General features: G+C 70.2%; 21 protein-coding genes. 4 read left to right on the top strand and 17 right to left on the bottom strand.

The annotated features are described in order from the left end of the window. Positions 1-144: 144 nt before the first annotated feature. Positions 145-663: a DUF4442 domain-containing protein gene (locus tag C468_RS11595; protein ID WP_008849083.1), complete on the top strand. Its 519-nt coding sequence runs from the start codon at positions 145-147 to the stop codon at positions 661-663. A gap of 34 nt (positions 664-697) precedes the next feature. Here C468_RS11595 and C468_RS11590 read toward each other — a convergent pair whose 3' ends face one another. The 4 genes from C468_RS11590 to C468_RS11575 form a co-directional block, all read right to left on the bottom strand. Then, positions 698-1,513 carry a response regulator gene (locus tag C468_RS11590; RefSeq protein ID WP_008849082.1) on the bottom strand — a complete coding sequence of 272 codons (816 nt, stop codon included), beginning with the start codon at positions 1,511-1,513 and terminating at the stop codon, positions 698-700. Positions 1,514-1,579: 66 nt separating this feature from the next. Continuing rightward, entirely contained in the window at positions 1,580-2,536 is a 957-nt protein-coding gene (locus C468_RS11585; protein ID WP_008849081.1) for an alpha/beta fold hydrolase, read from the bottom strand. An 87-nt stretch (positions 2,537-2,623) separates the two neighbouring features. Beyond that, a complete protein-coding gene (meaB, locus tag C468_RS11580) occupies positions 2,624-3,763 on the bottom strand; it encodes a methylmalonyl Co-A mutase-associated GTPase MeaB (protein WP_008849080.1) in 1,140 nt (379 codons plus the stop codon). Further along, entirely contained in the window at positions 3,764-4,183 is a 420-nt protein-coding gene (locus C468_RS11575) for a cobalamin B12-binding domain-containing protein (protein ID WP_008849079.1), read from the bottom strand. 120 nt (positions 4,184-4,303) lie between these two features. Here C468_RS11575 and C468_RS11570 point away from each other — a divergent pair, with 120 nt between their 5' ends. Further along, complete coding sequence (locus C468_RS11570) at positions 4,304-5,203, top strand: VOC family protein (RefSeq protein ID WP_008849078.1); 900 nt, start codon at positions 4,304-4,306, stop codon at positions 5,201-5,203. Positions 5,204-5,250: 47 nt separating this feature from the next. On the opposite strand, the gene C468_RS11565 is transcribed toward C468_RS11570, so the two are convergent. From C468_RS11565 to C468_RS11535, 7 genes are read right to left on the bottom strand one after another with little or no spacing between them, the layout of a single operon-like run. Further along, on the bottom strand, positions 5,251-6,303 hold the full coding sequence (locus tag C468_RS11565; protein WP_008849077.1) for a sodium:calcium antiporter: 1,053 nt from the start codon (positions 6,301-6,303) through the stop codon (positions 5,251-5,253). Between the two features lie 49 nt (positions 6,304-6,352). Beyond that, on the bottom strand, positions 6,353-6,772 hold the full coding sequence (locus tag C468_RS11560) for an arsenate-mycothiol transferase ArsC (RefSeq protein ID WP_008849076.1): 420 nt from the start codon (positions 6,770-6,772) through the stop codon (positions 6,353-6,355). Next, complete coding sequence (gene phoU / locus C468_RS11555) at positions 6,772-7,476, bottom strand: phosphate signaling complex protein PhoU (RefSeq protein WP_008849075.1); 705 nt, start codon at positions 7,474-7,476, stop codon at positions 6,772-6,774. The genes C468_RS11560 and phoU overlap by 1 nt, the downstream gene beginning before the upstream one ends. Further along, complete coding sequence (gene pstB, locus C468_RS11550) at positions 7,477-8,319, bottom strand: phosphate ABC transporter ATP-binding protein PstB (RefSeq protein WP_008849074.1); 843 nt, start codon at positions 8,317-8,319, stop codon at positions 7,477-7,479. A 1-nt stretch (position 8,320) separates the two neighbouring features. Further along, positions 8,321-10,099: a phosphate ABC transporter permease PstA gene (gene pstA, locus C468_RS11545; protein ID WP_008849073.1), complete on the bottom strand. Its 1,779-nt coding sequence runs from the start codon at positions 10,097-10,099 to the stop codon at positions 8,321-8,323. Further along, positions 10,099-11,073, bottom strand: a complete 975-nt coding sequence (gene pstC / locus C468_RS11540) for a phosphate ABC transporter permease subunit PstC (RefSeq protein ID WP_049912195.1) — start codon at positions 11,071-11,073, stop codon at positions 10,099-10,101. Before pstC ends, pstA begins: the two co-directional genes overlap by 1 nt. Positions 11,074-11,130: 57 nt before the next feature. After that, positions 11,131-12,165 (bottom strand): PstS family phosphate ABC transporter substrate-binding protein, encoded by a 1,035-nt coding sequence (locus tag C468_RS11535; RefSeq protein WP_008849071.1) that lies wholly within the window; start codon positions 12,163-12,165, stop codon positions 11,131-11,133. 178 nt (positions 12,166-12,343) lie between these two features. Here C468_RS11535 and C468_RS11530 point away from each other — a divergent pair, with 178 nt between their 5' ends. Then, entirely contained in the window at positions 12,344-12,667 is a 324-nt protein-coding gene (locus tag C468_RS11530; protein ID WP_008849070.1) for a DUF7853 family protein, read from the top strand. Between the two features lie 28 nt (positions 12,668-12,695). Here C468_RS11530 and C468_RS11525 read toward each other — a convergent pair whose 3' ends face one another. The 4 genes from C468_RS11525 to C468_RS11510 form a co-directional block, all read right to left on the bottom strand. Next, positions 12,696-14,882: a (Fe-S)-binding protein gene (locus C468_RS11525; RefSeq protein ID WP_008849069.1), complete on the bottom strand. Its 2,187-nt coding sequence runs from the start codon at positions 14,880-14,882 to the stop codon at positions 12,696-12,698. 74 nt (positions 14,883-14,956) lie between these two features. Further along, positions 14,957-15,670 carry an energy-coupling factor transporter transmembrane component T family protein gene (locus C468_RS11520; protein ID WP_008849068.1) on the bottom strand — a complete coding sequence of 238 codons (714 nt, stop codon included), beginning with the start codon at positions 15,668-15,670 and terminating at the stop codon, positions 14,957-14,959. Next, positions 15,667-16,440, bottom strand: coding sequence for an energy-coupling factor ABC transporter ATP-binding protein (locus C468_RS11515; RefSeq protein WP_008849067.1), 774 nt, complete (start codon positions 16,438-16,440; stop codon positions 15,667-15,669). Before C468_RS11515 ends, C468_RS11520 begins: the two co-directional genes overlap by 4 nt. Before the next feature lie 40 nt (positions 16,441-16,480). Further along, positions 16,481-17,062 carry a biotin transporter BioY gene (locus C468_RS11510; RefSeq protein ID WP_008849066.1) on the bottom strand — a complete coding sequence of 194 codons (582 nt, stop codon included), beginning with the start codon at positions 17,060-17,062 and terminating at the stop codon, positions 16,481-16,483. 138 nt (positions 17,063-17,200) lie between these two features. Here C468_RS11510 and C468_RS11505 point away from each other — a divergent pair, with 138 nt between their 5' ends. Next, positions 17,201-17,881: a hypothetical protein gene (locus C468_RS11505; RefSeq protein ID WP_008849065.1), complete on the top strand. Its 681-nt coding sequence runs from the start codon at positions 17,201-17,203 to the stop codon at positions 17,879-17,881. A gap of 390 nt (positions 17,882-18,271) precedes the next feature. Here C468_RS11505 and C468_RS11500 read toward each other — a convergent pair whose 3' ends face one another. After that, complete coding sequence (locus C468_RS11500; protein ID WP_008849064.1) at positions 18,272-19,666, bottom strand: signal recognition particle protein Srp54; 1,395 nt, start codon at positions 19,664-19,666, stop codon at positions 18,272-18,274. Between the two features lie 237 nt (positions 19,667-19,903). Then, positions 19,904-20,815 carry a pantoate kinase gene (locus C468_RS11495; RefSeq protein WP_008849063.1) on the bottom strand — a complete coding sequence of 304 codons (912 nt, stop codon included), beginning with the start codon at positions 20,813-20,815 and terminating at the stop codon, positions 19,904-19,906. Positions 20,816-20,954 lie beyond the last annotated feature (139 nt).

Genomic DNA, 20,954 nt, shown 5'->3' with positions numbered 1-20,954 from the left:
GCGGGCTGGCTCGCGGCCGCCGGTGGCGGCCGCTCGCAGGCGCGCCACCGCGATCGGTATAAATAACCGTCCGACGCCGACAACCGCCCGCGCGTTGTCGCCGGTTCCGACACGGGTTTGACCGGGGCGCCGTCACCCGTTGACGTGACCGACTCTCCGACCGGCGTCGACCGCGACCCCGACCCGAGTCCCCTCCGCGAGGACCCGCCGGCGGAGAGCCTCCGCACCCGGCTGTGGCGCCACGGATTCAACCTGCTGCCCTCGTACCGCGGCACCGGCGCCCGAGTCGAGCACATCGGCGGGGACTGGCGGTACGTCCGGATCCGGGTCCCGTTCAACTGGCGGACGCGGAACGCGGTCGGGTCGATCTTCGGCGGGAGCCTCTACGGCGCGATCGACCCGGTGTACATGACGATGCTCAGACGGACCCTCGGTGACGGGTTCACCGTCTGGGACAAGTCCGCCGCGATCGAGTTCCTCGAACCCGGCCGCGACGCGCTGTACGCGGAGTTCGAGCTCACGGACGACGAGGTCGAGACGCTCCGCGAGGAGCTGGATCCGGGCGAGTCGACCGATCGCGACTACCTCGTCTCGCTGGTCGACGAGTCGGGGACGGTGCACGCGGCCTGCGAGAAGACGGTGTACGTCCGTCGGGACGAGTGAGTGCGGCGGTCGGTCCGCGAGGGCGACGACCGGCTCAGTCGTCCGCGCGCGCTCCCGACGCGACCTCCTCGAACTCAGAGACGGAGATGACGAGGCGGTCGTCGCTCGTCGTCGTCACCATCTTCGACTCCGCGAAGGTGGACCCGTCCGCGCGGAGCCCGGTGCTCGTCCCCGTCCACCGCTCGCCCCCCATGACCGCCGGGATGATGTGCGTGCGGATGTGCTCGACCTCCTCGGTCGGATGGAGCCGCTGCCAGCGCTCGCCGACGAGCTCGTCCGGGTCGTAGCCGTACAGCTCGCCGTACTCCTCACCGACGAACTCGAACGTGCCGTCGGGCGCCACGGTACAGACCCCGTCGAGCGCCACGTCGCGAGACGGGTCGCGCGGCGGGTCAGCCGTCGGCTTCGGACCGCTGTCGCGCCCCCGCTCGCCGTCGGAGGCGGCCTCGAACCGGCCGCCCTCGCCCTCGACCGCGTGTTCGACCCGGCGCAACAGCGCGGTGTAGCCGTCGGCGCCGCCCCGCTTCGTGACGTAGTCGCTGACGCCCGCGCGGACCATCTCCGCCGCGATGGCGTCCGGCTCAGTCGCTGAGAACAGGAGGAACGGGAGGTCCGGGTCGTACTCTCTGGCCGCGGAGAGCAGCTCGACGCCCGTCCGGCCGGGCATGTCGTAGTCGCTGACCACGCAGTCGAACGCCTCCCGTTCGAGCCGGTCGAGCGCCTCCTTCGGGTCCGTCTCGACGGCCGTCTCGCAGTCGATCTCGTCGTCGCGTTCGAGGTACGCCGCGACCAGCTCGGCGAGACCCGGCTCGTCGTCGACGCAGAGCACTCGAAGCGGTGCTTCCGTCATACCCGACAGTCGGCGGGGTCCGGCTAAACAGTTTATCGCCCGATACTCAGAACTGATACCGACCGGTCACGCGGTCGCGCCCGCGACGAGGGTCTCCTCGACGGTCTCGACGAACCGGACCGGGTGTTCGACGTGGGGCAGCAGCTTGGCGCGGTCGAAGACGACGAGGCGGGCGCCGGACGCGTCGGCGAGGTCGCGCCCGTCGGCCAGCGGGCTCACCTCCGCCTCGCGGCCCCACACGATCGTCGGCGCCGCGTCCATCGACGCGAACGCGCCCGCGAGGTCGAGGTCGCTGTTGAGGTACCCGGAGATGAACGACGCGGGCGCGAACCGCGCGTTCTCGACGTGGCTCGTCCGCCACTCGTAGTCGAGCCACTCGTCGCTCGGGTTCGTCGGGTCGTCGTAGCCGTGGTCCGCGTTGAAATAGCGGATCGAGGGCTTCGAGGCGATGACGTTGAACAGCGCGTCGCCGAGCAGCGGCGCCCGGATCAGCTCCCGCAGCCACGACTTCGGCGGGCTCGGCCCGGCGACCGTCGTAGGGCAGACGCCGACGAACCCGCGGACCGCCACGCCGTCCGCCGCCGAGCCGTCGAGGTCGACCGCCGCGGCCGCGTACGCCGCCGACAGCGACGAGGCGACGACGGCCGGCTCGTCGAAGTCGGCGAGGAAGTCGCGGACGAAGTCCTCGTACAGCGCCGCGGAGTAGCGCAGCGGCGGTCGGTCCGAGCGACCGAAGCCCGGCAGGTCGGGCGCGACGACGTGGTGTTCCGCGGCCAAGTCGCCGAACACTTCGCGCCACTCGCCCGACGAGCCCGCGGCGTTGACGCCGTGGAGGAGCACGAGGTCCGGGTCGTCGGGGTCGCCGGCCTCGGTGTACGCCACGTTCATGCCGCGCCAGCGGAACGTGCCGTCGTCGCCGTCGAGCGGCGACTCCAACTCCCCTTCGTACCGGAGACCGGTGTTGAGGGCGGCGATCGCGCCGACGCCGAGGAGGGCCGTCCCCGCGAGGTTCCTGAGCTTCATAGAAACCTGTTGGTCCGCGGGCGACTTATATCACGTGGGCTCGCGAGCCGTTCGCGGTCCGCGATCCGCGTTGCGCTCGCGTCGCGCTCACGTTGCGTCGCCGTCGACGGGCTCGGCGCCTCCGACGTCGCCGACGCCCTCCGCGTCGGATTCGACACAGTCCGCGATCGGCGCGACGATCTCCGCGGCGAGGCTGTACGGGTCCGTCTCTCGCCGCCGGACCGAGTCGGCGAGCGCGTCGATCCCGCCTCGGCGCTCGATCTCCGCGCTCGCGAGGGCGCCGACGTCCGAGCGGACCAGCGTGCGGATCTCCTCGGCGTAGCGGCGCCGCTTCGTCGACTCGATCGCGCCCGACTCGCGGAGGTGGGTCGCGTGGGCGTCGAACGCCTCGATCAGCTCCGGTACTCCCTCCCCGGTGTTCGCGACGGTGCGGAGCACTTCGGGAGTCCACTCCGGTTCCCCGCCTCCGTCGTCCCCGTCGGTCCCGTCTCCGTCGTCCGGGTGATCGGGGACCTCGAAGCCGTGGTGCCCCCCGTCGAGCCCCTTCGTCGGGCTCTCGCGCCGGTGGACCATCTCCTCCAACTCGGCGAGGGTTCGCTCCGCGCCGTCCATGTCCGCCTTGTTGACGACGAACACGTCGCCGATCTCCAGAATGCCGGCCTTCAGCGTCTGTACGTCGTCGCCAGACCCGGGCTGGACCAGCACCGCGACCGTGTCCGCCGTGCGGACCACGTCGACCTCGTTCTGACCGGCCCCGACCGTCTCGATGATGACGGCGTCCTTCCCGAAGGCGTCGAGCGCCTTCACGGCGTCCGCGGTCGCCATCGACAGCCCGCCGAGCTGGCCGCGCGCGCTCATCGACCGGAAGAACACGTCCATGTCGCCGACGTTCGACGCCATCCGGATCCGGTCGCCGAGCACCGCGCCGCCGGTGTACGGCGAGGAGGGGTCGACCGCGACCACGCCGACGGTGTCGCCGCGGTCGCGGTAGGCGGCCGCGAGCTTGTCGACCAGCGTCGACTTCCCGGCGCCGGGCGCTCCGGTGACGCCGATCACGTCCGCGCCGCCGGTGTGCTCGTGGAGCGCGGCGACGATCCCGCGGTAGCCGGCCGCGCGGTTCTCGATCCGCGTGATGACGCGCGCGAGCGCCCGGTGGCTCCCGGCGAGGAGGTCCTCGACGAGCTCGGCGTCGCCGTCGCCGAGCGCGGTTGCGTCCGACCGGCCCATCTACGCTCGCTCCGGGAGGTTGTTCCGGATGAACTCGATCGTCTCCTCCATCGGGGTCCCGGGGCCGAACACCTCGGCGACGCCGAGCTCCTTGAGCTCGGTCTCGTCGTCGTCGGGGATGATCCCGCCGACCAACACGAGGGTGTCCTCGAACGCGTCGTACTCTTTGAGCCCCTCGATCACCTTCGGGACGAGGGTGTTGTGCGCCCCCGAGAGGATGGAGATGCCGAGCACGTCCACGTCCTCCTGGACCGCCGCCTGCACGATCTCCTCGGGCGCGCGGTGGAGCCCTGAGTAGACGACCTCGAACCCGGCGTCCCGGAACGCCCGCGCGATCACGTGTGCACCCCGATCGTGGCCGTCGAGTCCGACCTTCGCGACCAGACAGCGGACGGCTCGCGTCTCCTGTTCGGCGCTCATACCCGACTCTCCGTCGCGTGACCGTTTGATTCTAACGGAAGTTCAGGAGAGTTCGGTTCCGGCGCCGCCCGCCCCTCCGCGACCGACGCGTTGAACGCACCGGCGCCGCTACCGACCGGCATGGACACCGACGCCGCGGGCGACGCCCCCGCCGACCGGCTCCCCCCGGAGACGCGGGTCGGCCGCGCTGCGCTTCGGGTCGCCGACCTCGACGAAACGACCGCGTTCTACCGCGACGCCGTCGGTCTCGCCGTCCTCGACCCCGGCGACGAGCGGACGACCCTCGGCGTCGACGGGGCGCCCCTGCTCGTCTTGGAACGCGACCCCGACCGCCCGGAGCGTGGCCGGACCGACGCCGGCCTCTTCCACACAGCGTTCCGGGTCCCCTCTCGCGCCGCGCTCGGCGAGGCGCTGGCCCGCGTGCGGGACCGGTGGCGGCTCGACGGCGCCTCCGACCACCTCGTCAGCGAGGCGCTGTACCTCGAGGACCCCGAGGGGAACGGCGTGGAGATCTACCGCGACCGCCCCCGCGAAGAGTGGCCGGTCGCCGACGACGGGACGGTGCGGATGACGACCGATCCGCTCGACGCGCAGGGCGTCGCCGCGGCGGCGGGCGAGGGGGCCTCCGAAGGCCACGTCGTCGACCGCGCGCCGTCCGGCACCGACGTGGGTCACGTGCATCTCGAAGTCACTTCGCTGTCGGCGTTTGAGACCGTCTACGTCGACGGCCTCGGCTTCGAGGTCGGGATGACCGGCCCGGACATCCGGTTCGTCGCGGCCGGCGGCTACCACCACCACCTCGGCGCGAACACGTGGCGGGGGCGGACGACCCCCGCGGCGGGGCGCGGGCTGGCGTGGTTCGAGGTCGTGGTCCCGGGCGCGGCCGCCGTCAGAGCGGTGCGAGACCGGCTCGAGGCGGTCGCGGCCGACGGCGACGTCGAGTTCGCGGTCGAAGAGCGAGCGGACGGGGTCGCCGTCACCGACGCCGACGGGAATGAGGTCCGGGTCCGGACGCCGTAGCCGAGCGGCCCGCATGCGATCGTGACCCGAGTCGCCTCACGGCCCGCTTACCCGACGATCGTCCGGAGCGTCGACTCCGTCAGGAGCGTGGTGACCCCGAGCGCCTCGGTCGTCATCCAGCCGAGGAAGGCGACGTACATCGCGAGGAAGACGTACCCCTCCTCGGTGGTGATCTCGAAGTCCGTCGCGGCCATCACCACCACGACGAGAGTTGTGTAAAACAGGAACAGCAGGAGCGGCACAGAGGTGAGGAAGCCGATGGAAACGCCGCCGGCGAGGATGACGCCGATCGGCAGCGCCGCGACGAGGTTGAACGTGTTCGTCCCGAAGACGTTCGCGATCGCCGCCCGCTTGTCGCCGGCCTTGCCCATCTTCACGCCGACGAGCAGATCGGGGAAGGAGCTCAGCGCCGACAACACCGTCACGGAGACGAGGAACGACGGCGCGTCGAGCGCCTCCGAGATCTGTACCGTCATGGTGACCATCGACTCGACGCCGACGAGCACGACGACCAGCCCGGCCGCGAACAGCCCGGCCTGTTTGGGGACGTTCGTCGACTCGGCCCGCTTCAGGTCCGACGCGCCGCTCTTCCCGCCGGCGAGTAAGATGACGTACACGCCGTACAACACCAGCAGGCCGACGCCCATCTGCGGGGAGATCCGCGCCAGCTCCCGCCCGTCGGTCCCGAGGACGCCGAGCGCGATCACGCCGAAGAGTGCGAGGACGGCGACCATGTAGAAGATGGCGTCGCGGTAGACGATCCCCTGCGTCGTCGTCGTGTCGCCGCTCGTGATGGAGACGGCTGCCGGGATGACGAGTATGTTGAACACAGCCGTCCCGATGAGCGCGCCGGCGCCGACGCCGAAGTCGCCGAGGAAGACCACCGAGATGAGGATGATGGCGAGTTCGGGGAACGACGTCGCGGCCGCGACGATGAGTCCGCCTTGGATAGCCTGTGAGACGCCGAAGTGGTCGCTGATCTTCGAGGTCGTCGACTCGATGACGTTCGCGCCCTTCCAGGTCAGCAGGAACCCGATCGCGCCGAACACGATCCAAACGGCGAGCGACTGGTCTCCGATGAGCTCCTGCAGTACGGTCACGTCCGGACCATGAGCCCGGACGCGATTATGGGTTCCGGAGGCGAACAGCCTACTCGCCGTCGTGCTCGCCGAACCGCTCGTCGAAGAGGGCGACCACGCGGCGCTCGATCTCGTCGCGGATCGGGCGGACCTCCTCGATCGGGCGCTCGCCCGGGTCGTCGAGGTCCCAGTCGTCGGTGTCGACGCCGTCCAGTTCGAGCGTCGAACAGCCCATCGTCGCGACGAAGTCGGACGCGGCGAGCGTCTCGTCGGAGACGTGTCGCGGCTCGCGGCCGTTCACGTCGAGGCCGACCTCCGCGAGCGCCTCGACGACCACGTCGTGGACGCTGTCGGCGGGCATCGTACCGCCCGTCACGATCTCGACCGCGTCGCCGAGGCCGCGCCGGTCGCGCTCGCGCTCCGCGAAGGCGGTCGCCATCTGGCTCCGGCCGGCGTTGCGGACGCACATGAAGGTGAGGGTGGTCCGCATCAGTAGATCAGCTCGTCGTCGTTCTCGACCATGTAGAGGGTGCGCGCCGCCACGTTGACCGCGTGGTCGGCGACGCGTTCGAGGTCGCGCACCGCGAGCAGCGCGCGGGACACCTCGTCGAGCGAGGCCTCCAGCGCCTCCGCGTCGGCGTCGGCCCCGCCCTCCGCGGCCGCCTCGTTGCGGGCGCGGTCGGCCTCCAGCAGCTCGCGGACGACCGCCTCGCTCGCCCGCCGGCACCGCTCGTCGAACTCGTCGTCGCGGGCCGCGATCTCGCGGCAGGCGTCGGCGTCACCCGCCTCGTAGGCCGCGACCGCGTCGGCGACCATCTCGGCGGCCTCCTCGCCAAGCTCGCGGAACTCCACGGCGGGGTGGACGCCCCCGTCCGGACCGCCGTACCCCGCGAGGTTGGTCGCGAGGTCGGCGACGCGCTCGAGGTCGGTGATCACCTTGAACGAGGCGGTCACCAACCGGAGGTCGCCCGCGACGGGCTGTTGGAGCGCGAGCAGCTCGGTGCAGTCGTCCTCGAGGCCGAGGTACGTCTCGTTCACCTCGTGGTCGCCCTCGATCACCTCCCGCGCGAGCTCGTCGTCGCCGGTCGCCGCCGCCTCGATCGCCGCGTCGTACCGCTCGCCCACCAGCTCGCCCATCGCGACGACGTCGTCCCGGAGCTGGTCGAGCTTCTCCTGGTAGTTCTCTCGGGGCATCTATCCGAACTTCCCCGTGATGTAGTCCTCGACGCGCTGCTCCTCCGGGTCCTCGAAGATCTTCGTCGTGTCGTCGTACTCGACGAGCCGCCCGCCGGTGAGGAACACGGCGGTCCGGTCGGAGATGCGGGCCGCCTGCTGCATGTTGTGCGTGACGATGATGACGGTGTACTGCTCCGCCAGATCGTCGATGAGGTCCTCGATCTTCGAGGCCGCGACGGGGTCGAGCGCGGAGGTCGGCTCGTCCATCAGGACCACCTCCGGGTCCGGCGCGATCGCCCGAGCGATACAGAGCCGCTGCTGCTGGCCGCCCGACAGTTCGAGCCCGGAGGAGTCGAGCTGGTCTTTGACCTCGTCCCACAGCGCGGCGCCCTTCAGCGACTCCTCGACGCGCTCGTCGACGTCGCCGTCGAACCCCTGGATCTTCAGGCCGTACGCGACGTTGTCGCGGATCGACTTCGGGAACGGGTTCGGCTTCTGGAACACCATCCCGATCTTCCGGCGCAGGGCGACCGGGTCGACGTCGCCGTCGTACACGTTCTTGCCGCCGAACTCCACGTCGCCCTCGACGCGACAGACGTCGATCATGTCGTTCATCCGGTTGATACACCGGAGGAACGTCGACTTCCCGCAGCCCGAGGGACCGATCAGCGCGGTCACTCGTTTTTCGGGGATCTCCATCGACACGTCGTCGATCGCCTGTTCGTCCCCGTAGTAGACGTTCAGGTCGCGCGCGGCGACCGCGGTCCGATTCGAGGGCGCCGTTCGGTCGTTCGATCCGGTCTCTACGTCCGTCGTGATGAGCGAGTCGCTCGATTCGGTCTTGGTTTCGGTGTTGCTCATGTCAGTGTCCCTCCTCCGCACGGTTCCGCAGCAGTATCGCCGTCCCGTTCATACCGATGAGGATGATCAACAGCGTGATAACGCCTGCGGCGACGACGCCGTACCGGAACTCCGCCTGCGGGAAGTTCGCCCACGCGTAGATCTGCATCGGCATCGCGCTGAACTTGCTGAACAGGCTACTCGGCGGGCTGAACACCGTCGTCGCCGCACCGACCATGATGAGCGGCGCGGTCTCGCCGATGGCCCGGCCGAGCGCGAGGATCGTCCCGGTGAGGATTCCGGGGAACGCCTCCGGGAGGACGACGTTCTTTGTCGTCTGCCAGCGGGTCGCACCCATCGCGTCCGACCCCCGGCGCAGGTCGTCCGGCACCGACCGGATCGCCTCCTGTGCGGAGATGATCGTGATGGGGAGGATGAGCAGCGACAGCGTCAGCGACACCGTCACTGCGGTCCCGAACCCGAGTCCGAGGAAGTTCGCGAACAGCCCCAGTCCGAGCAGCCCGTAGACGACGGACGGGATCGCCGCCAGGTTCGCGATGTTGATCTGGAGCAGCCGCGTTAACCCGCCGACGACGCCGCTGTCCGCGGTGTACTCCTCTAAGAACACCGACGTCGCGACACCCAAGACGAACGACAGCACGGCGACCATCGCGATGATGATCACCGAGCCGACGATCGCCGGGTAGAGCCCCGCCTCGGAGGCGGTTCTGGACGGCGCCTCAGTGAGGAACGTCTCGCTGACCCAGGGGCTCGGCGTCGGGATCCCAAACGTCTCGACGACGAGCGCGCCGGCGAGCGCGCCGGCGGCGAGCAGGACCGGGAGTCCCAGTCCCGTCAACCCGTCGCCGGCGTCGAACACGCGATGGAGGTACACGGCGACCGGCACGCCCGTCACGGCGATGACTACCAGCGCGTTCGGGCCGCCGACGCCGAGCCCCGCGGCCCGTCCGAACAGTCCGACCGCGGCCGCGAGCGCGAGCGGAACGCCCCCCGCGGTCAGCGCCGCAGTCCGGCTCCCTCGACCGTTCACCACGACGGCGCCGGCCGCCGCGATGGGGATCGCCAGCGTCCAGAGGTAGATGAACGCCGTCGTCGGGTACGTCCGGAGGGCTTCCCGGGCGAACACGGCGAGCAACACCCCGAGGATACTCACTGGGAGGGCGGCCGTCACGGCGGCCGGCGTGTCTCGGAGTTGACCGTACGCGTACGCGAGCAGCGCCGGGACGATCCCGAGCGTGTACGCGAGGAACCACAGTCGCTCGTCGAACACCAGAAAGAGGACGGTGAACGCCAGCCCGATGGCGGTCCCGCCGATCAACCGTCCGATGAGCCCGAATCCGACCGACCCGGGTCGGCCGCGGGCTCCCATGTACGTGAGGTATCCGGTGAGCGGAATGACGGCGACGAAGAGATACGTGAGCTGCCAGTTGAGCCTCGGGACCTCGCCGACGAACGCCTCGATTGCGGTGAAAACCGCGGCGACCGCGACGAGTCCGCCACCGGCCACGGCGACCGCGCGGCGCGTCAACGCCGGGTCGCGGGCGCTGTACAGGCAGAATCCGAGGAACGGAACGACGAGCGTGAGGAAGTACGTCAACAGCCACAGGGGGTCCGCGTTCGCCAGATCGAAGGCGTCGATCGTGACGTAGATGAGCAGCACCGCGAGCGCGAAGATCCCCAGGACGCTCGCCCCGAGCGAGAGGTACTCGAAGACGATGCCGCGGACGCGGCTCACCTCCCCGAACCCCTCGCCGCGGGCGGTGTCGGTGTCGGTCGCCATCAGTACTCCTCCCGGTAGCGTTCCGCGATAATGTCACTGAGAACGTTCATTACGAGGGTCACCACGAACAGCGTGAGGCCGAGCGCGAACATCGCGTCGTACGGGATCGTCCCGCCCGTCAGGTCGCCGCCGGCGATCTGTACCATCGCGACGGTGATCGTCATCCCGGACTCGAGGAGGGTGTCGGCGGGGTTGATGTACGGGATCCCGAGGAGACCGTCTCGGACCGCGGGCATCCGCGCCTGCGCGCCCATCGCGACGACGACGATCATCGTCTCACCGATGGCCCGCGAGACCGCGAGGATGTACGACGAGGCGATCCCCGAGATCGACGCGGGGACGACGATCCCCGTCGACACCTCGAACTTGGTCGCACCGAGCCCGTAGCCGGCCTGGCGCAGGTCGTCCGGCACGGAGCTCATCGCGTCCTCGGAGATCGACGACACCATCGGGATCGTCATGATCCCCACCATCAGCGACGCCGACAGTGCGTTGAACGTGCTCATCCCCGGGAACAGCGTCGCCTTCAGCGCCGGGGTGATGTACACCAGCGCGAAGTACCCGTAGACGACCGTCGGGATGCCCGCGAGGATCTCCAACATGGGTTTCAGTATCGAGCGCGCGTTCGGTGTCGCGTACTCGCTGAGATATATCGCGGTCAACGTCCCGACCGGAAGCGCGACGAATCCCGCCGTGATCGTCACGGTGAGCGTTCCGATGACCAACGCGACGATGCCGAACGTCTGTCCGCCTCCGCGCGGGTTCGGGCTCCAACTGGTGCTTGTCAGGAACTCGGTGATCGGTACCTGGGAGAAAAACACCACTGCGTCCGACAGCAGGGTCGCGATAATGGCGACCGTCGTGAGCAGGGTGATCGCCGCACACACGGCGAAGAAGCCTCCGTATGTTCCCTCTTTCAGTCGTGTGAGCCCGCTCCGTCGCTGGAGATCGGGACTCTCGGTGCTATCTGTCACGGACGGTCGGAGATCGAACGCTGTCGTAAATCAATACACCGGTTCATGGCGCGAGGCTCAGCCCTGCGCCTGCTCGATTGCGTCTTCGAGGGTCTGCATCTGCTCTTCCTGCGTCTCCTCGGTCGCGGGGACGTACCCGACGTCGCCGGCGACGAGGTCCTCGTTGGTGGTCTGCTCGACGAAGTACCGGGCGAACTCCGCGATGTGTTCCTCGCCGAGCGACTCGATCGACGGGTAGGTGAACAGCGGCCGCGAGAGCGGGGCGTACTCGCCGGAGGACGCGGTTTCGAGGCTGGGCTCGACCGGACCGTTGCCGTTGTCGATGGCGACCGGCGTAACCTGGTCCTGGTTCTGGAACCAGTACGCGAACCCGAAGTAGCCGATCGCGTACTCGCTGCCCTCGACGCCCGAGGCGATGGTGTTGTCCTGCTCGGTCGCCTGGTAGTCGTCGGTGTGGCCGTCCTCGCCCATGACGTTCTCGATGAAGTAGTCGTACGTCCCCGAGGTGTCGGCGGCGCCGAACCGCTCGATCTCCTCGTCGGGCCACTCGTCGCGCACGTCGCTCCACAGCTCCGCGGCGTCGGACTGCCAGATCTGCGAGAGCTCGTCGACGGTCATCTCCGTCGCGAAGTCGTTGTCGTTGTTGATCACGACCGTGAGCGCGTCCGTCGCGGCGATCAGCTCGACGTACTCGACGCCGTTGTCCGCGCACAGCTCCTCCTCTTCCGGCTGGATCGGCCGGCTCGCGTTGTTGAAGTCGGTCTCGCCGACGCAGAAGAAGTTCGAGAACCCGCCGCCGGAGCCCGTCGAACTGATGTCGGGATCGACGTCGGGGTGCTGCTCGGCGAAGTCCTCCATGACCGCGCTCATCAGCGGGAAGACGGTCGAGGAACCGGCGATGTTGATCGCACCCGACAGCGAGTCGGAGCCGTCGGACCCGTCAGAGCCGTCGGACCCGTCAGAGCCGTCGGACCCGTCGCTCCCCTCGGTCTCCGTACATCCCGCGAGCGCCAGCGCCCCCACACCGCCGAGCGCCGCGAGCGATTTCCGCCGCGTGATCCCCTCGGTATCCGCGTCGTGGCTTGATGCCATCACCTGAATGAGAGCGTTTTCTATATAAGTAGTATGCTATGAGGGGTACGACCGACGCAGTACCGCTCCCCGGTGATATATACTCTATATAGATCGCTCGGCGACCGTCTCCTGCGGTGTGGCCACCGACGTCCGATTCGACCGTATTTTTAAGACCCTCCGTGCGAAGACCCGGACCATGGTCCCACCGACGACCGGGAACCCGATCCCGCTCTCGCTGTCCCGCGAGGAGGCGTGGGTCGCCCACGCGGCGCTCCTCGACGCGGGCGCGGCCGCCGTCGACGACGGCGACGACGCGCCCCCGCAGTGCCGACCGATCCGGCGCATCGAGCGCGACCGCGCGCTCACGCCGGACGGCGCCGCGCTCCTCCGCGACGCGCTGATCGACTACCTCGGCGACGCGCCCGTGCGCGACCGGGCGCCGGGACGGGCGCTGCTGCGGCGGATCGACGACGCGGTCGACGCCGATCGGTCGGCGTCGCCCGCCGACTCGAACGCCTGAGCCGGACCGGCGCTCCGATTCGCTCCGGCTATGACCCCGCCTCCACCGCCTCGATCAGCAGCTCCGCGACGTCGACGACCTCCACGTCGTCCTCGAAGTCCCCCGTCTTCCGCCCGTCCTCGAACATCGTCGTGCACATCGGGCAGGCGACGACGAACTTCTCGATAGCGTCGCCGGCGTCGGTGTCCTCCACCGCCTCGCGGAGGCGCTCTTCGCTCGGCTTGACGTCCTCCTCGTGCTCGGTCCAGAGCCCGCCGCCGCCGCCGCCGCAGCAGAACGAGTCGTTCCGCGAGCGCGGCATCTCGTAGAGGTCGGCGCCGGTCGCCCGGATCAGCTCGCGGGGCGCCTCGTACTCGTCGTTGTACCGCCCGAGGTGACAGGGGTCGTGGTAGGTGACGGTGTAGTCGAGCTCGTCGCCCGCGAGGCTCAGCCGCCCCTCGTCGACCAGCCGCTCGACCACTTGCGTCCAGTGCAACACGTCGATCTCCCCGTCGGCGTTCCACGGCTCCTCGCGGTCGAACGGCATCATCGGGTCGTCCGCGAACTCCGCGAAGTCCACCTCGGGGTACTCGTTTTTGATGGTGTTGTACGAGTGTGGGTCCGTACAGACGATCGTGTCGAACTCGCAGTCCGCGAACGTCTCGACGTGGTGGCCCGCGAGCTCGAGGTAGAGGAACTCCTCGCCGATCCGCCGGATGTCGTTGCCGTCGGTCTTCTCGTCGTCGAAGAGGATCCCGAACTCGACGCCCGCCTCGTCGAACAGGCGAGCGAGCGCGCGGGCGACCTTCTTGTTCCGGTCGTCGAAGCTCGGGTAGTCGCCGACGTACCAGAGGTACTCCACCTCGCGCTCGCGGGCGTCCGGGACCTCGACGTCGTCCAGCTCGTCCGCCCAGTCGCCGCGGGCCGACTGCGACTCGCCGAAGGTGTTCCCCTTCTGCATCACGTCCTGGAACACGCCCTGGAGGTTGGAGTCGACCGCCCCCTCGTCGACGAGCTGGCGGTTCAGCTTGGTGAAGGAGGTGAGGTGCTCGATGTCGACGGGGCAGGCGTCCATGCAGGCCATACACGACATGCACGACTCCATCGACTCGCTGGCGATGACCCCGCCCTCGTCGGCGACGATGGGGACGGTGCCGCCGTCGGAGGCGGCGGCGGAGCTGGCCACGCCGCCGTCGGTCGCGACCGCGCTCCCGCCGCCCGCCACCGGGTCGTCGCTCACGGACTCGCGGTACGCCTTCAGATCTAAGATTACGTCCCGCGGGTCGAGGTTCCGACCGACCGTGTCAGCGGGGCAGGCGTCGGTACACCGCCCGCACTTCGTGCAGGCGTCGCCGTCCATCAGCTCCTTCCAGGTGAAGTCCTCGATCGACTCGGCGTTGGTGTGGTCGAGGTCGGCCGGGACGTTCGGGAGCCGCGCGCCCGCCTTCTCGTCGCGGGCGACGACGTTCGCGAACGAGGAGATCATGTGGAACGGCTTCGCGTACGGGATCCACGCGATGAAGGCGAACGCCAGCAGCGAGTGGCTCCACCAGACGACACCGTAGATCGCCTCGGCGCCGCCGGCCGTCAGTCCCAGCCACCGGAAGCCGGCCGCCATCGCCATGCCGATGAAGCTCACCGTCTCGTCCGCCCGCGCCGGTTGGCCGACGATGCCGAGCGCCTGCACGACGAACCCGCCGACCCCGAGCGCGAAGAGGGTCCAGACGAACGCGTCGTCCTCGAGCGAGGTGTGTTTGCCCCACAGCCGCCCCTCGCGGTTCCGGTACCGGCGGTACATCGCCATGCCGACGCCGACGACGAACAGCAGCCCGAAGGCGTCGACGGTGAACTGGTAGGCTAAGTAGAAGTCGCCCACCCAGAACGACTCGCCCGCGAGCGGGCGGTACACGTCGATGTCGAAGCCGAGGATGGTCGTCGCGACGAGCAGGGTGAGGAAGCCCCACAGCACGAACGTGTGCATCACGCCGGCGTACAGGTCTCTGTCGAACTGGTTCTCGTTCGACATGACCGTCTTCGTCGCCGCGACGGTCCGGGCGGGGAGGTCCGACAGCCGGTCGCGGGGGTCCTCGCTCCCGCGGGCGTACGCCGCGAACCGGGCGTACACCCCGTACAGGAATACGAGGATCGCGACAGCAGCGAGCCAGTAGAACGCGACCTTCCCGACCGGACCGATCGTCCAGAACGTCTCCCGGGTGGCCGCCTGCAGGGGAGTCATGATCGATCAGGCGGATACGGCGGGGTTAAAACTTGCCACAACGCGGGGCACGTCCTCCGGCGTTTCCCGGCCGGCTACACGAGGGGAACGACGGCCGCCGCCAGCAGCCCCGCGCCGACCGCGAGCGCCGGGTAGTCCGCGGGGCCGAGCGCCAGCCGCGGGAGCGTCGGGTTCCACGCGAAACACCGGGCGTTCAGCGCGGTCCCCAGCCGGTCGGCCCGCCCGAACGCCCGGTTGATCCCCGCGACGGCGACGAGCCGCATGCGGTCGCGGACCGGAAGCGCGTCGCCGCCGCGGGCGCGGATCGCCTCCCGCGCCGTCAGCAGGTCCCGCTTCAAAAGTGGAAGGAATCGGAAGACGAGCGCGACGCCGACGCCGAGGAACTGTCCGGGCTTCCCCGGCACCGACCGCTGGATCGCCGCTCGCGACTCCCGGACCGGCGTCGACCTGACGTAGCCGGCCGCGACGACGAGGATCAGCAGGACGCGGTAGCTCGCGAGCCCCGTGGTCGCGGCGCGCTCGACGCGGAACCACGGCGCGCCGAGGGTCGCGCCGGCGACGAGCGGCGCGAGGGCGAGCACCGGAAGCGCGAACCGGTAAGCCCACAGATCGCGGGGACCCCCTCCCGAGAGGGCGAGCCAGGCGACCGCGAAGAGGGTGAGCGCCCCGAGCCCGCGGGGCGTCGTGTACGCGTACGCGGCCGCCGCGAACCCGGCCTGCACGAGGAGCTTCGACCGGGGGTCGAGCCGGTGAGCGAGCGAGTCGTCGGGGACGTACGAGAGGGTCACGGACTGGACGAGGTATCGGCGGCGTCCGCGGACCGACCGTCGAATCCCGCGGGGACCCGCACGTCCAGCCCCGGCAGTTCCGCGGCCGCCCCCCGCGGCGCGTCGTCGACCGCGACCCGACCCGCGGACAGTCCCACCACCCGATCGGCGAGTCCGAGCACGTCGCGGAGGTCGTGAGTCACGACGATCACGCTCGTACCGGCGGCGCGGAGGTCGCGCAGGCGGTCGAGCACCGACCGCCGAGCCGGTTCGTCCAGCCCGGTGAACGGCTCGTCCAGGACGAGGTGGTCGGGTTCCATCGCGAGCGCGCCGGCGATCGCGACGCGCTCGCGCTCGCCGCCGGAAAGGCTCGCGATCCGCTCGTCCTCGCGGTCGGCCATGTTTACCGCCGCGAGCGCGTCGTCGACCCGCCGGTCGATCTCGGCGTGCGAGCAGCCGAGGTTCTCCGGCCCGAACGCCACGTCCGCGCCGACGGTGGCGGCGACGAGCTGGTCGCGGGGGTCCTGAAACACCATTCCGACCGCCGACCGCGCGGCGACGAGGTCGTCGCGCACGGGCGTCCCGTTGACGGTGACCGTCCCCGAGTCCGGGGTCACGAGCCCGTTGAACGTCCGGACGAGCGTCGTCTTCCCGGAGCCGTTCGCGCCGGCGACGATCAGGAACTCGCCGTCCGGGATCGAGAGGGTCACGTCGTCGACCGCGACGACGCCGCCCGCGTTCCCGGTGGCCCCGCCGTCGAACCGACGGGTGACGCCCTCGACGCCGATCACGGCGCCACCTCGGGGGCCGCGGGGCAAGTCACGTGGCGACTCACGCGGCCGCGACCGCGTCGGAGCGCACGATGCCGACCGCCGCGGCGATCTTCAGCGCCTCCGCGGGGAGGAACGCGACGGCGCCGACGGTCACCGCCTCGACGGGACCGAGCGAGAGCACGTACGCGAGCCCGGCGACGCCGAGCGCGTAGATAATGACGGTACCGAGGGCCATCGCGCCAACGAGCGTCGGGAGCCCGACGGTATCGAGGTCGCGGAGCGCCGCGCCCCGGTGGACGACCGCGCCGACCGCGCCGGCGGCGAGCGGGTACGACCAGAGGTAGCCCGCCGACTGTCCGACGAGCGCGCCGACGCCGGCGGAGCCCCCCTCGAACACCGGCGCGCCGACCGCGCCGGCGGCGAGGTAGAGGACGAGCGACGCGGCCCCCCACACCGGGCCGAGGTAGACCCCGGCGAGGAACACGCCGAGGACCTGGAGCGTCACCGAGACGGGCGAGACGGGATTCGGGAACGTCACGTACGCGAACGCGCCGACGAGCGCGGCGAACAGCGCCGCGCGGGCGAGGTTCGTCGCGGCCTCGTCGCCGACGAGATCCACGGACTCCGTGCTGGTTGCCATGTCTCCGACACCCTCGTAAACCGACTTGAAGATGTTGGTTGACGGTGGGGAGGGCGCCGACGGCGAGAGCAGAGACCGCCGGAGGCGGCTCGGACCGGACGCGAGGCTTATTTATCGCCGGGGCGTACGCCACCGTCCATGGACGAGAAGACCTCCGAGCTCCGCGACATCTTCGTCGAGACCACCGGGTCGGAGACGGTCACCGAGCGGCAGGCGGAGTCCCGCGGGACGCTCACCGACCGCGACGAGGCGGCGGTCGACGAGCGGGTCCGGGAGGTGGTCGCCGCGATGCGCGAGCGGTACGACTTCTCGACCGACCTCGACGACGCGACTTACGCACGGATCGCTCGCGGGCGCTTCGAGGCGGACGACGACGAGGCGGTCGCGGCCGCGCTCGTCGAGGAGCGGGAGGCGGACGAGGACGGCGAGCGTTCCGAAGCGGGGACCGAGTCGGCGGGGGCGCCCGTCGTCGAGCCAGCCACGGTCCGCGACGCGCGGCTCGACCTCCACCTCGTCCGCGAGGCCGACAGGGAGGTCGACGACGCCGCGTTCGACTACGACGACCTGAAGCAGCTGACGGCCGAGGGGCGCTCGATCGTCGAGTGCGCGGACGCCCTCGACGTCGACCCCGACGTCGTCGCGAAGTACGCCCGGATCGCCCGCGTGGACCTGACTTCCACCCGCACGAACGACCGGTTCCGCGACGAGCTCCGCGACCTCCTCACCGACGCGGAGATCGAGGGCTCGCACGCCGAGACCGCGCGCAACGACGGCCTCGAAGCGGCGACCGAGGACATGGAGACGGACACGAAGTTATAAAACGTGTGCGGTGGCGCGTGCCTGTGAGGCCGCCTCGCGGCCGAGCAGCACGCGCGAGGGACGCGGCGACCGAAGCGAAGCGGCGGGAGCCGCGAGGCTGGGGAGGCGTGAGGTGCGGTTGCTGTGCGGGGCGGGACTCAAAGGGGCAGCCGCGAGTCGGGCGCAGACGACGTAAGCACCGCAGCGAGTGAGCGGAGCGAACGAGCGAGGAGCGCAACGAGTGTGCGCCCGCCTCGCGGCTGGGGCTTTGGCGGTGTTCGTCGTCGATCCGCTGACGGCGGCATCTATTTATAAGTGATCGGCTGAAGCGTCGACGGCGACCGTGTCGAGCCTTGCGTCCCGAATAGTATATCGACCGGCCACGGTCAAACGCTACTCTCGCTCACCCGTTTAAAACGGCCCTTTGCCGCCGCCCATCATGTCGCCGAGACCGCCGCCCTCGCCGCCGCCCATCTTCTTCATCATGCGCTGCATGTCGCCCTCGCCCATCCCCTGGAACTGGCTGATCGTCTGTTCCATCATCGAGTGCTGCTCTAACAGCTGCTGTACCGTCTCCTCGTCGGTGCCGGAGCCGCGCGCGATCCGCTCCGTGCGCGACTGGCCGACGACGCGGGGGTTCGTCAGCTCCTCGTCGGTCATCGAGTCCATGATCCGCTCGAACTTGCGCATCCGGTCTTGGGTGACGTCCATCGCGTCGTCCGGGAGCTGGTCCATCATCCCGCCGCCGAGCCCGGGGATCATGTCCATCACCTGATCGAGGGGCCCCATCCGGTTCATCGCGTCCATCTGCTTTTTCATGTCCTTCAGGGTGAACTCCCCTTTCAGCATGTCCTCGGGGTCCCAGTCCTCGTCCTCCTCCTGGGTCTCCTGCATGGCGCGCTCGACGCGCTCGGAGAGCTGCTTGAGGTCGCCCATCCCGAGCAGCCGCGAGATGAACCCGGAGGGCTCGAACCGCTCGATGTCCTGGACCGTCTCGCCGGTCCCGAGGAAGGCGATGGAGGAGTCCGTCTCGTTGACGGCCGTCAGCGCGCCCCCGCCCTTCGCGGTCCCGTCGAGCTTGGTGATCATCACGCCCTCGATGCCGATCGACTCCTCGAACTGGCGGGCCTGCTCCTTGGCGCCCTGCCCGATCGCGGCGTCGAGGACGAGGAGGGAGCGGTCGGGGTCGACGGCGCCCTCGATCTCCTCGATCTCTGCGATGAGGTCGTCTTCGAGCGCGTGGCGCCCGGCCGTGTCCACGATGTGCACGTCGGCGTCCTCGGTCTCCTCGAGTCCCGTCCGCGCGATGTCGACGGGGTCGTCGTTGTCGGGGTCGCCGTAGAACTCGACCTCCGCGCGCTCGCACATCTGCTTGGCCTGGTCGTACGCGCCGGGCCGGAAGGTGTCCGTCTGAATGACGGCGGGGCGGAGCCCCTTCTTCGAGAACCACCACGCCATCTTGGCGGCGGAGGTGGTCTTCCCCGACCCCTGGAGGCCGGCGAGGAGGATCGTCTGGTTCTCTAAGGGGAGCTCGGTGGAGTCCCCGACCAGCTCGACCATCTCCTCGTAGACGATCTTGAGGACGTGGTCCTTCGCGGTCGTGCCGCCCGGCGGCTCCTCGTCGAGGGCGCGGGACTTGATCGAGTCCGACAGCTCCATGACGAGGGAGACGTCGACGTCGGCGGAGAGGAGCGAGCGCTGGATCTCCTTGACGATCTCCTCGACGTCGCTCTCGGAGAGTCGGGACTTCCCCTGGAGCTTGTCGAGGCTGCTCCGGAGGGACGTGCCGAGGTCGTCGAGTACCATTTGCCGGAGATAGGCGGTCGACGCGGTAAAGCTTTGTTCGTCGGCGTCGCCGAGGGATACGTCGCGGACGGCGGAGCGGTCGCGATTACACGCGTCGGCTCGGCAGGTTTTTATAAGTGATCGACGGGAGGTCGCCTGCGAACACTTCCAAAGCCCCAGCCGTGAGGAGCGCGCACGCTCGCTGTGCTCCTCGTGGCTTATCGGCCACTCGGAGGCACACGCCACCGCACAAGAACCTCACTGCTGCTCGACGAGCCGCGCGCCCGCGGCGTCGACCCGGCAGACCTCGGGGTCGTAGCCCGCGTCGGAGAGGCCGGTGCCGAGCGCGAAGACGGTGCGGCCGAGCATCGCCATGGCGGCGCCGCAGTCGTCGGAGTTCTCGGGTGAATCACCTTCCGACTCCTCGACCGCCGCGATCGCCTCGGCGACCTCGGGAACGAGGAGGTCCGCCTCGCGGGCGAACGCCCGGGCCGCGTCCATCAGGGTCTGGAGCCGCGGGTCGGCGCGGAGGCGGGCGAGCGCGTCCTCCCCCGCGGCCGAGAGCGCGGCGGTGTCGCCGCCCAACACCCGCTCGGTCGACAGCTCGCCGAACGTGACGTACTCGACGCGCGCGTCCGCGGGGATCCCGTCGAGTTCCCCGACCCCCGGCGCGCCGGGCTCCAGCCGGATCGGGACGCCGCCGCGCGCCTGCGCGACCACGTCGCCGAGGCCGGTGCCGCGGCCTACCTCCGCCTCGTGGGCGATCCGGACCAGCTCGTTCTCGGAGCGGCCGCGGTCGAAGGCGTCGTTCGCGGCGAGCGCCGCGCCGAGCGCGGCCGCCCCCGAGACGCCGAAGCCGGCGCCGATCGGGAGGTCCGTCTCGACCGCGACGTCGACCGCCGGGCGGTCGCCGGCGTCCCGGCCCAGCCCGAGCGCCGCGAGCACGTCCTCGACCGCGCCGACGGTCCCCGACTCGCCGTCGATGGTGCGGGACCCGGCGGGCGCGGTTCCCGGGGCCGCTTCGTCCGCCGCCACCCGGACCGTGACCCCGTCCGTGAGCGTCACCCCGGCGCCGCGCGAGCCGGCGGCCGCGGGGCGCTCGGCCGGGTGCGCGCTGAAGAAGGCGGTGACGTGACCGGGAACGAACGCGGTCGCCCGCTGCCTGCTCATGGCGAGGCGGAGGAGCGGGCGTCGATTAACGGTTGTTATCCGCGGCGGCGGGCGGCGGCCGCGACGCGGGAAAGGGCGCGACCCGGCGCCGGTCGGCGAGGTCGACACCGCAGGCATAAATACCGGCCGGTCGAACCGG

Source organism: Halorubrum kocurii JCM 14978, assembly GCF_000337355.1.
Classification (GTDB): Archaea; Halobacteriota; Halobacteria; order Halobacteriales; family Haloferacaceae; genus Halorubrum; species Halorubrum kocurii.
Note: the sequence above shows the minus strand (reverse complement) of the source record. Positions and strands in the feature narration are given on the sequence as shown.

Bases quoted from the DNA above. Each gene is read 5' to 3' on its own strand.
- C468_RS11505 (WP_008849065.1), top strand. From the start codon at position 17,201: ATGGACGAGAAGACCTCCGAGCTCCGCGACATCTTCGTCGAGACCACC.
- meaB (WP_008849080.1), bottom strand. From the start codon at position 3,763: ATGGGCCGGTCGGACGCAACCGCGCTCGGCGACGGCGACGCCGAGCTC.
- C468_RS11585 (WP_008849081.1), bottom strand. From the start codon at position 2,536: ATGAAGCTCAGGAACCTCGCGGGGACGGCCCTCCTCGGCGTCGGCGCG.
- C468_RS11530 (WP_008849070.1), top strand. From the start codon at position 12,344: ATGGTCCCACCGACGACCGGGAACCCGATCCCGCTCTCGCTGTCCCGC.
- C468_RS11560 (WP_008849076.1), bottom strand. From the start codon at position 6,772: ATGCGGACCACCCTCACCTTCATGTGCGTCCGCAACGCCGGCCGGAGC.
- C468_RS11495 (WP_008849063.1), bottom strand. From the start codon at position 20,815: ATGAGCAGGCAGCGGGCGACCGCGTTCGTTCCCGGTCACGTCACCGCC.
- C468_RS11570 (WP_008849078.1), top strand. From the start codon at position 4,304: ATGGACACCGACGCCGCGGGCGACGCCCCCGCCGACCGGCTCCCCCCG.
- pstB (WP_008849074.1), bottom strand. From the start codon at position 8,319: ATGAGCAACACCGAAACCAAGACCGAATCGAGCGACTCGCTCATCACG.
- C468_RS11590 (WP_008849082.1), bottom strand. From the start codon at position 1,513: ATGACGGAAGCACCGCTTCGAGTGCTCTGCGTCGACGACGAGCCGGGT.
- pstA (WP_008849073.1), bottom strand. From the start codon at position 10,099: ATGGCGACCGACACCGACACCGCCCGCGGCGAGGGGTTCGGGGAGGTG.
- C468_RS11500 (WP_008849064.1), bottom strand. From the start codon at position 19,666: ATGGTACTCGACGACCTCGGCACGTCCCTCCGGAGCAGCCTCGACAAG.
- C468_RS11575 (WP_008849079.1), bottom strand. From the start codon at position 4,183: ATGAGCGCCGAACAGGAGACGCGAGCCGTCCGCTGTCTGGTCGCGAAG.
- phoU (WP_008849075.1), bottom strand. From the start codon at position 7,476: ATGCCCCGAGAGAACTACCAGGAGAAGCTCGACCAGCTCCGGGACGAC.
- C468_RS11535 (WP_008849071.1), bottom strand. From the start codon at position 12,165: ATGGCATCAAGCCACGACGCGGATACCGAGGGGATCACGCGGCGGAAA.
- C468_RS11510 (WP_008849066.1), bottom strand. From the start codon at position 17,062: ATGGCAACCAGCACGGAGTCCGTGGATCTCGTCGGCGACGAGGCCGCG.
- C468_RS11525 (WP_008849069.1), bottom strand. From the start codon at position 14,882: ATGACTCCCCTGCAGGCGGCCACCCGGGAGACGTTCTGGACGATCGGT.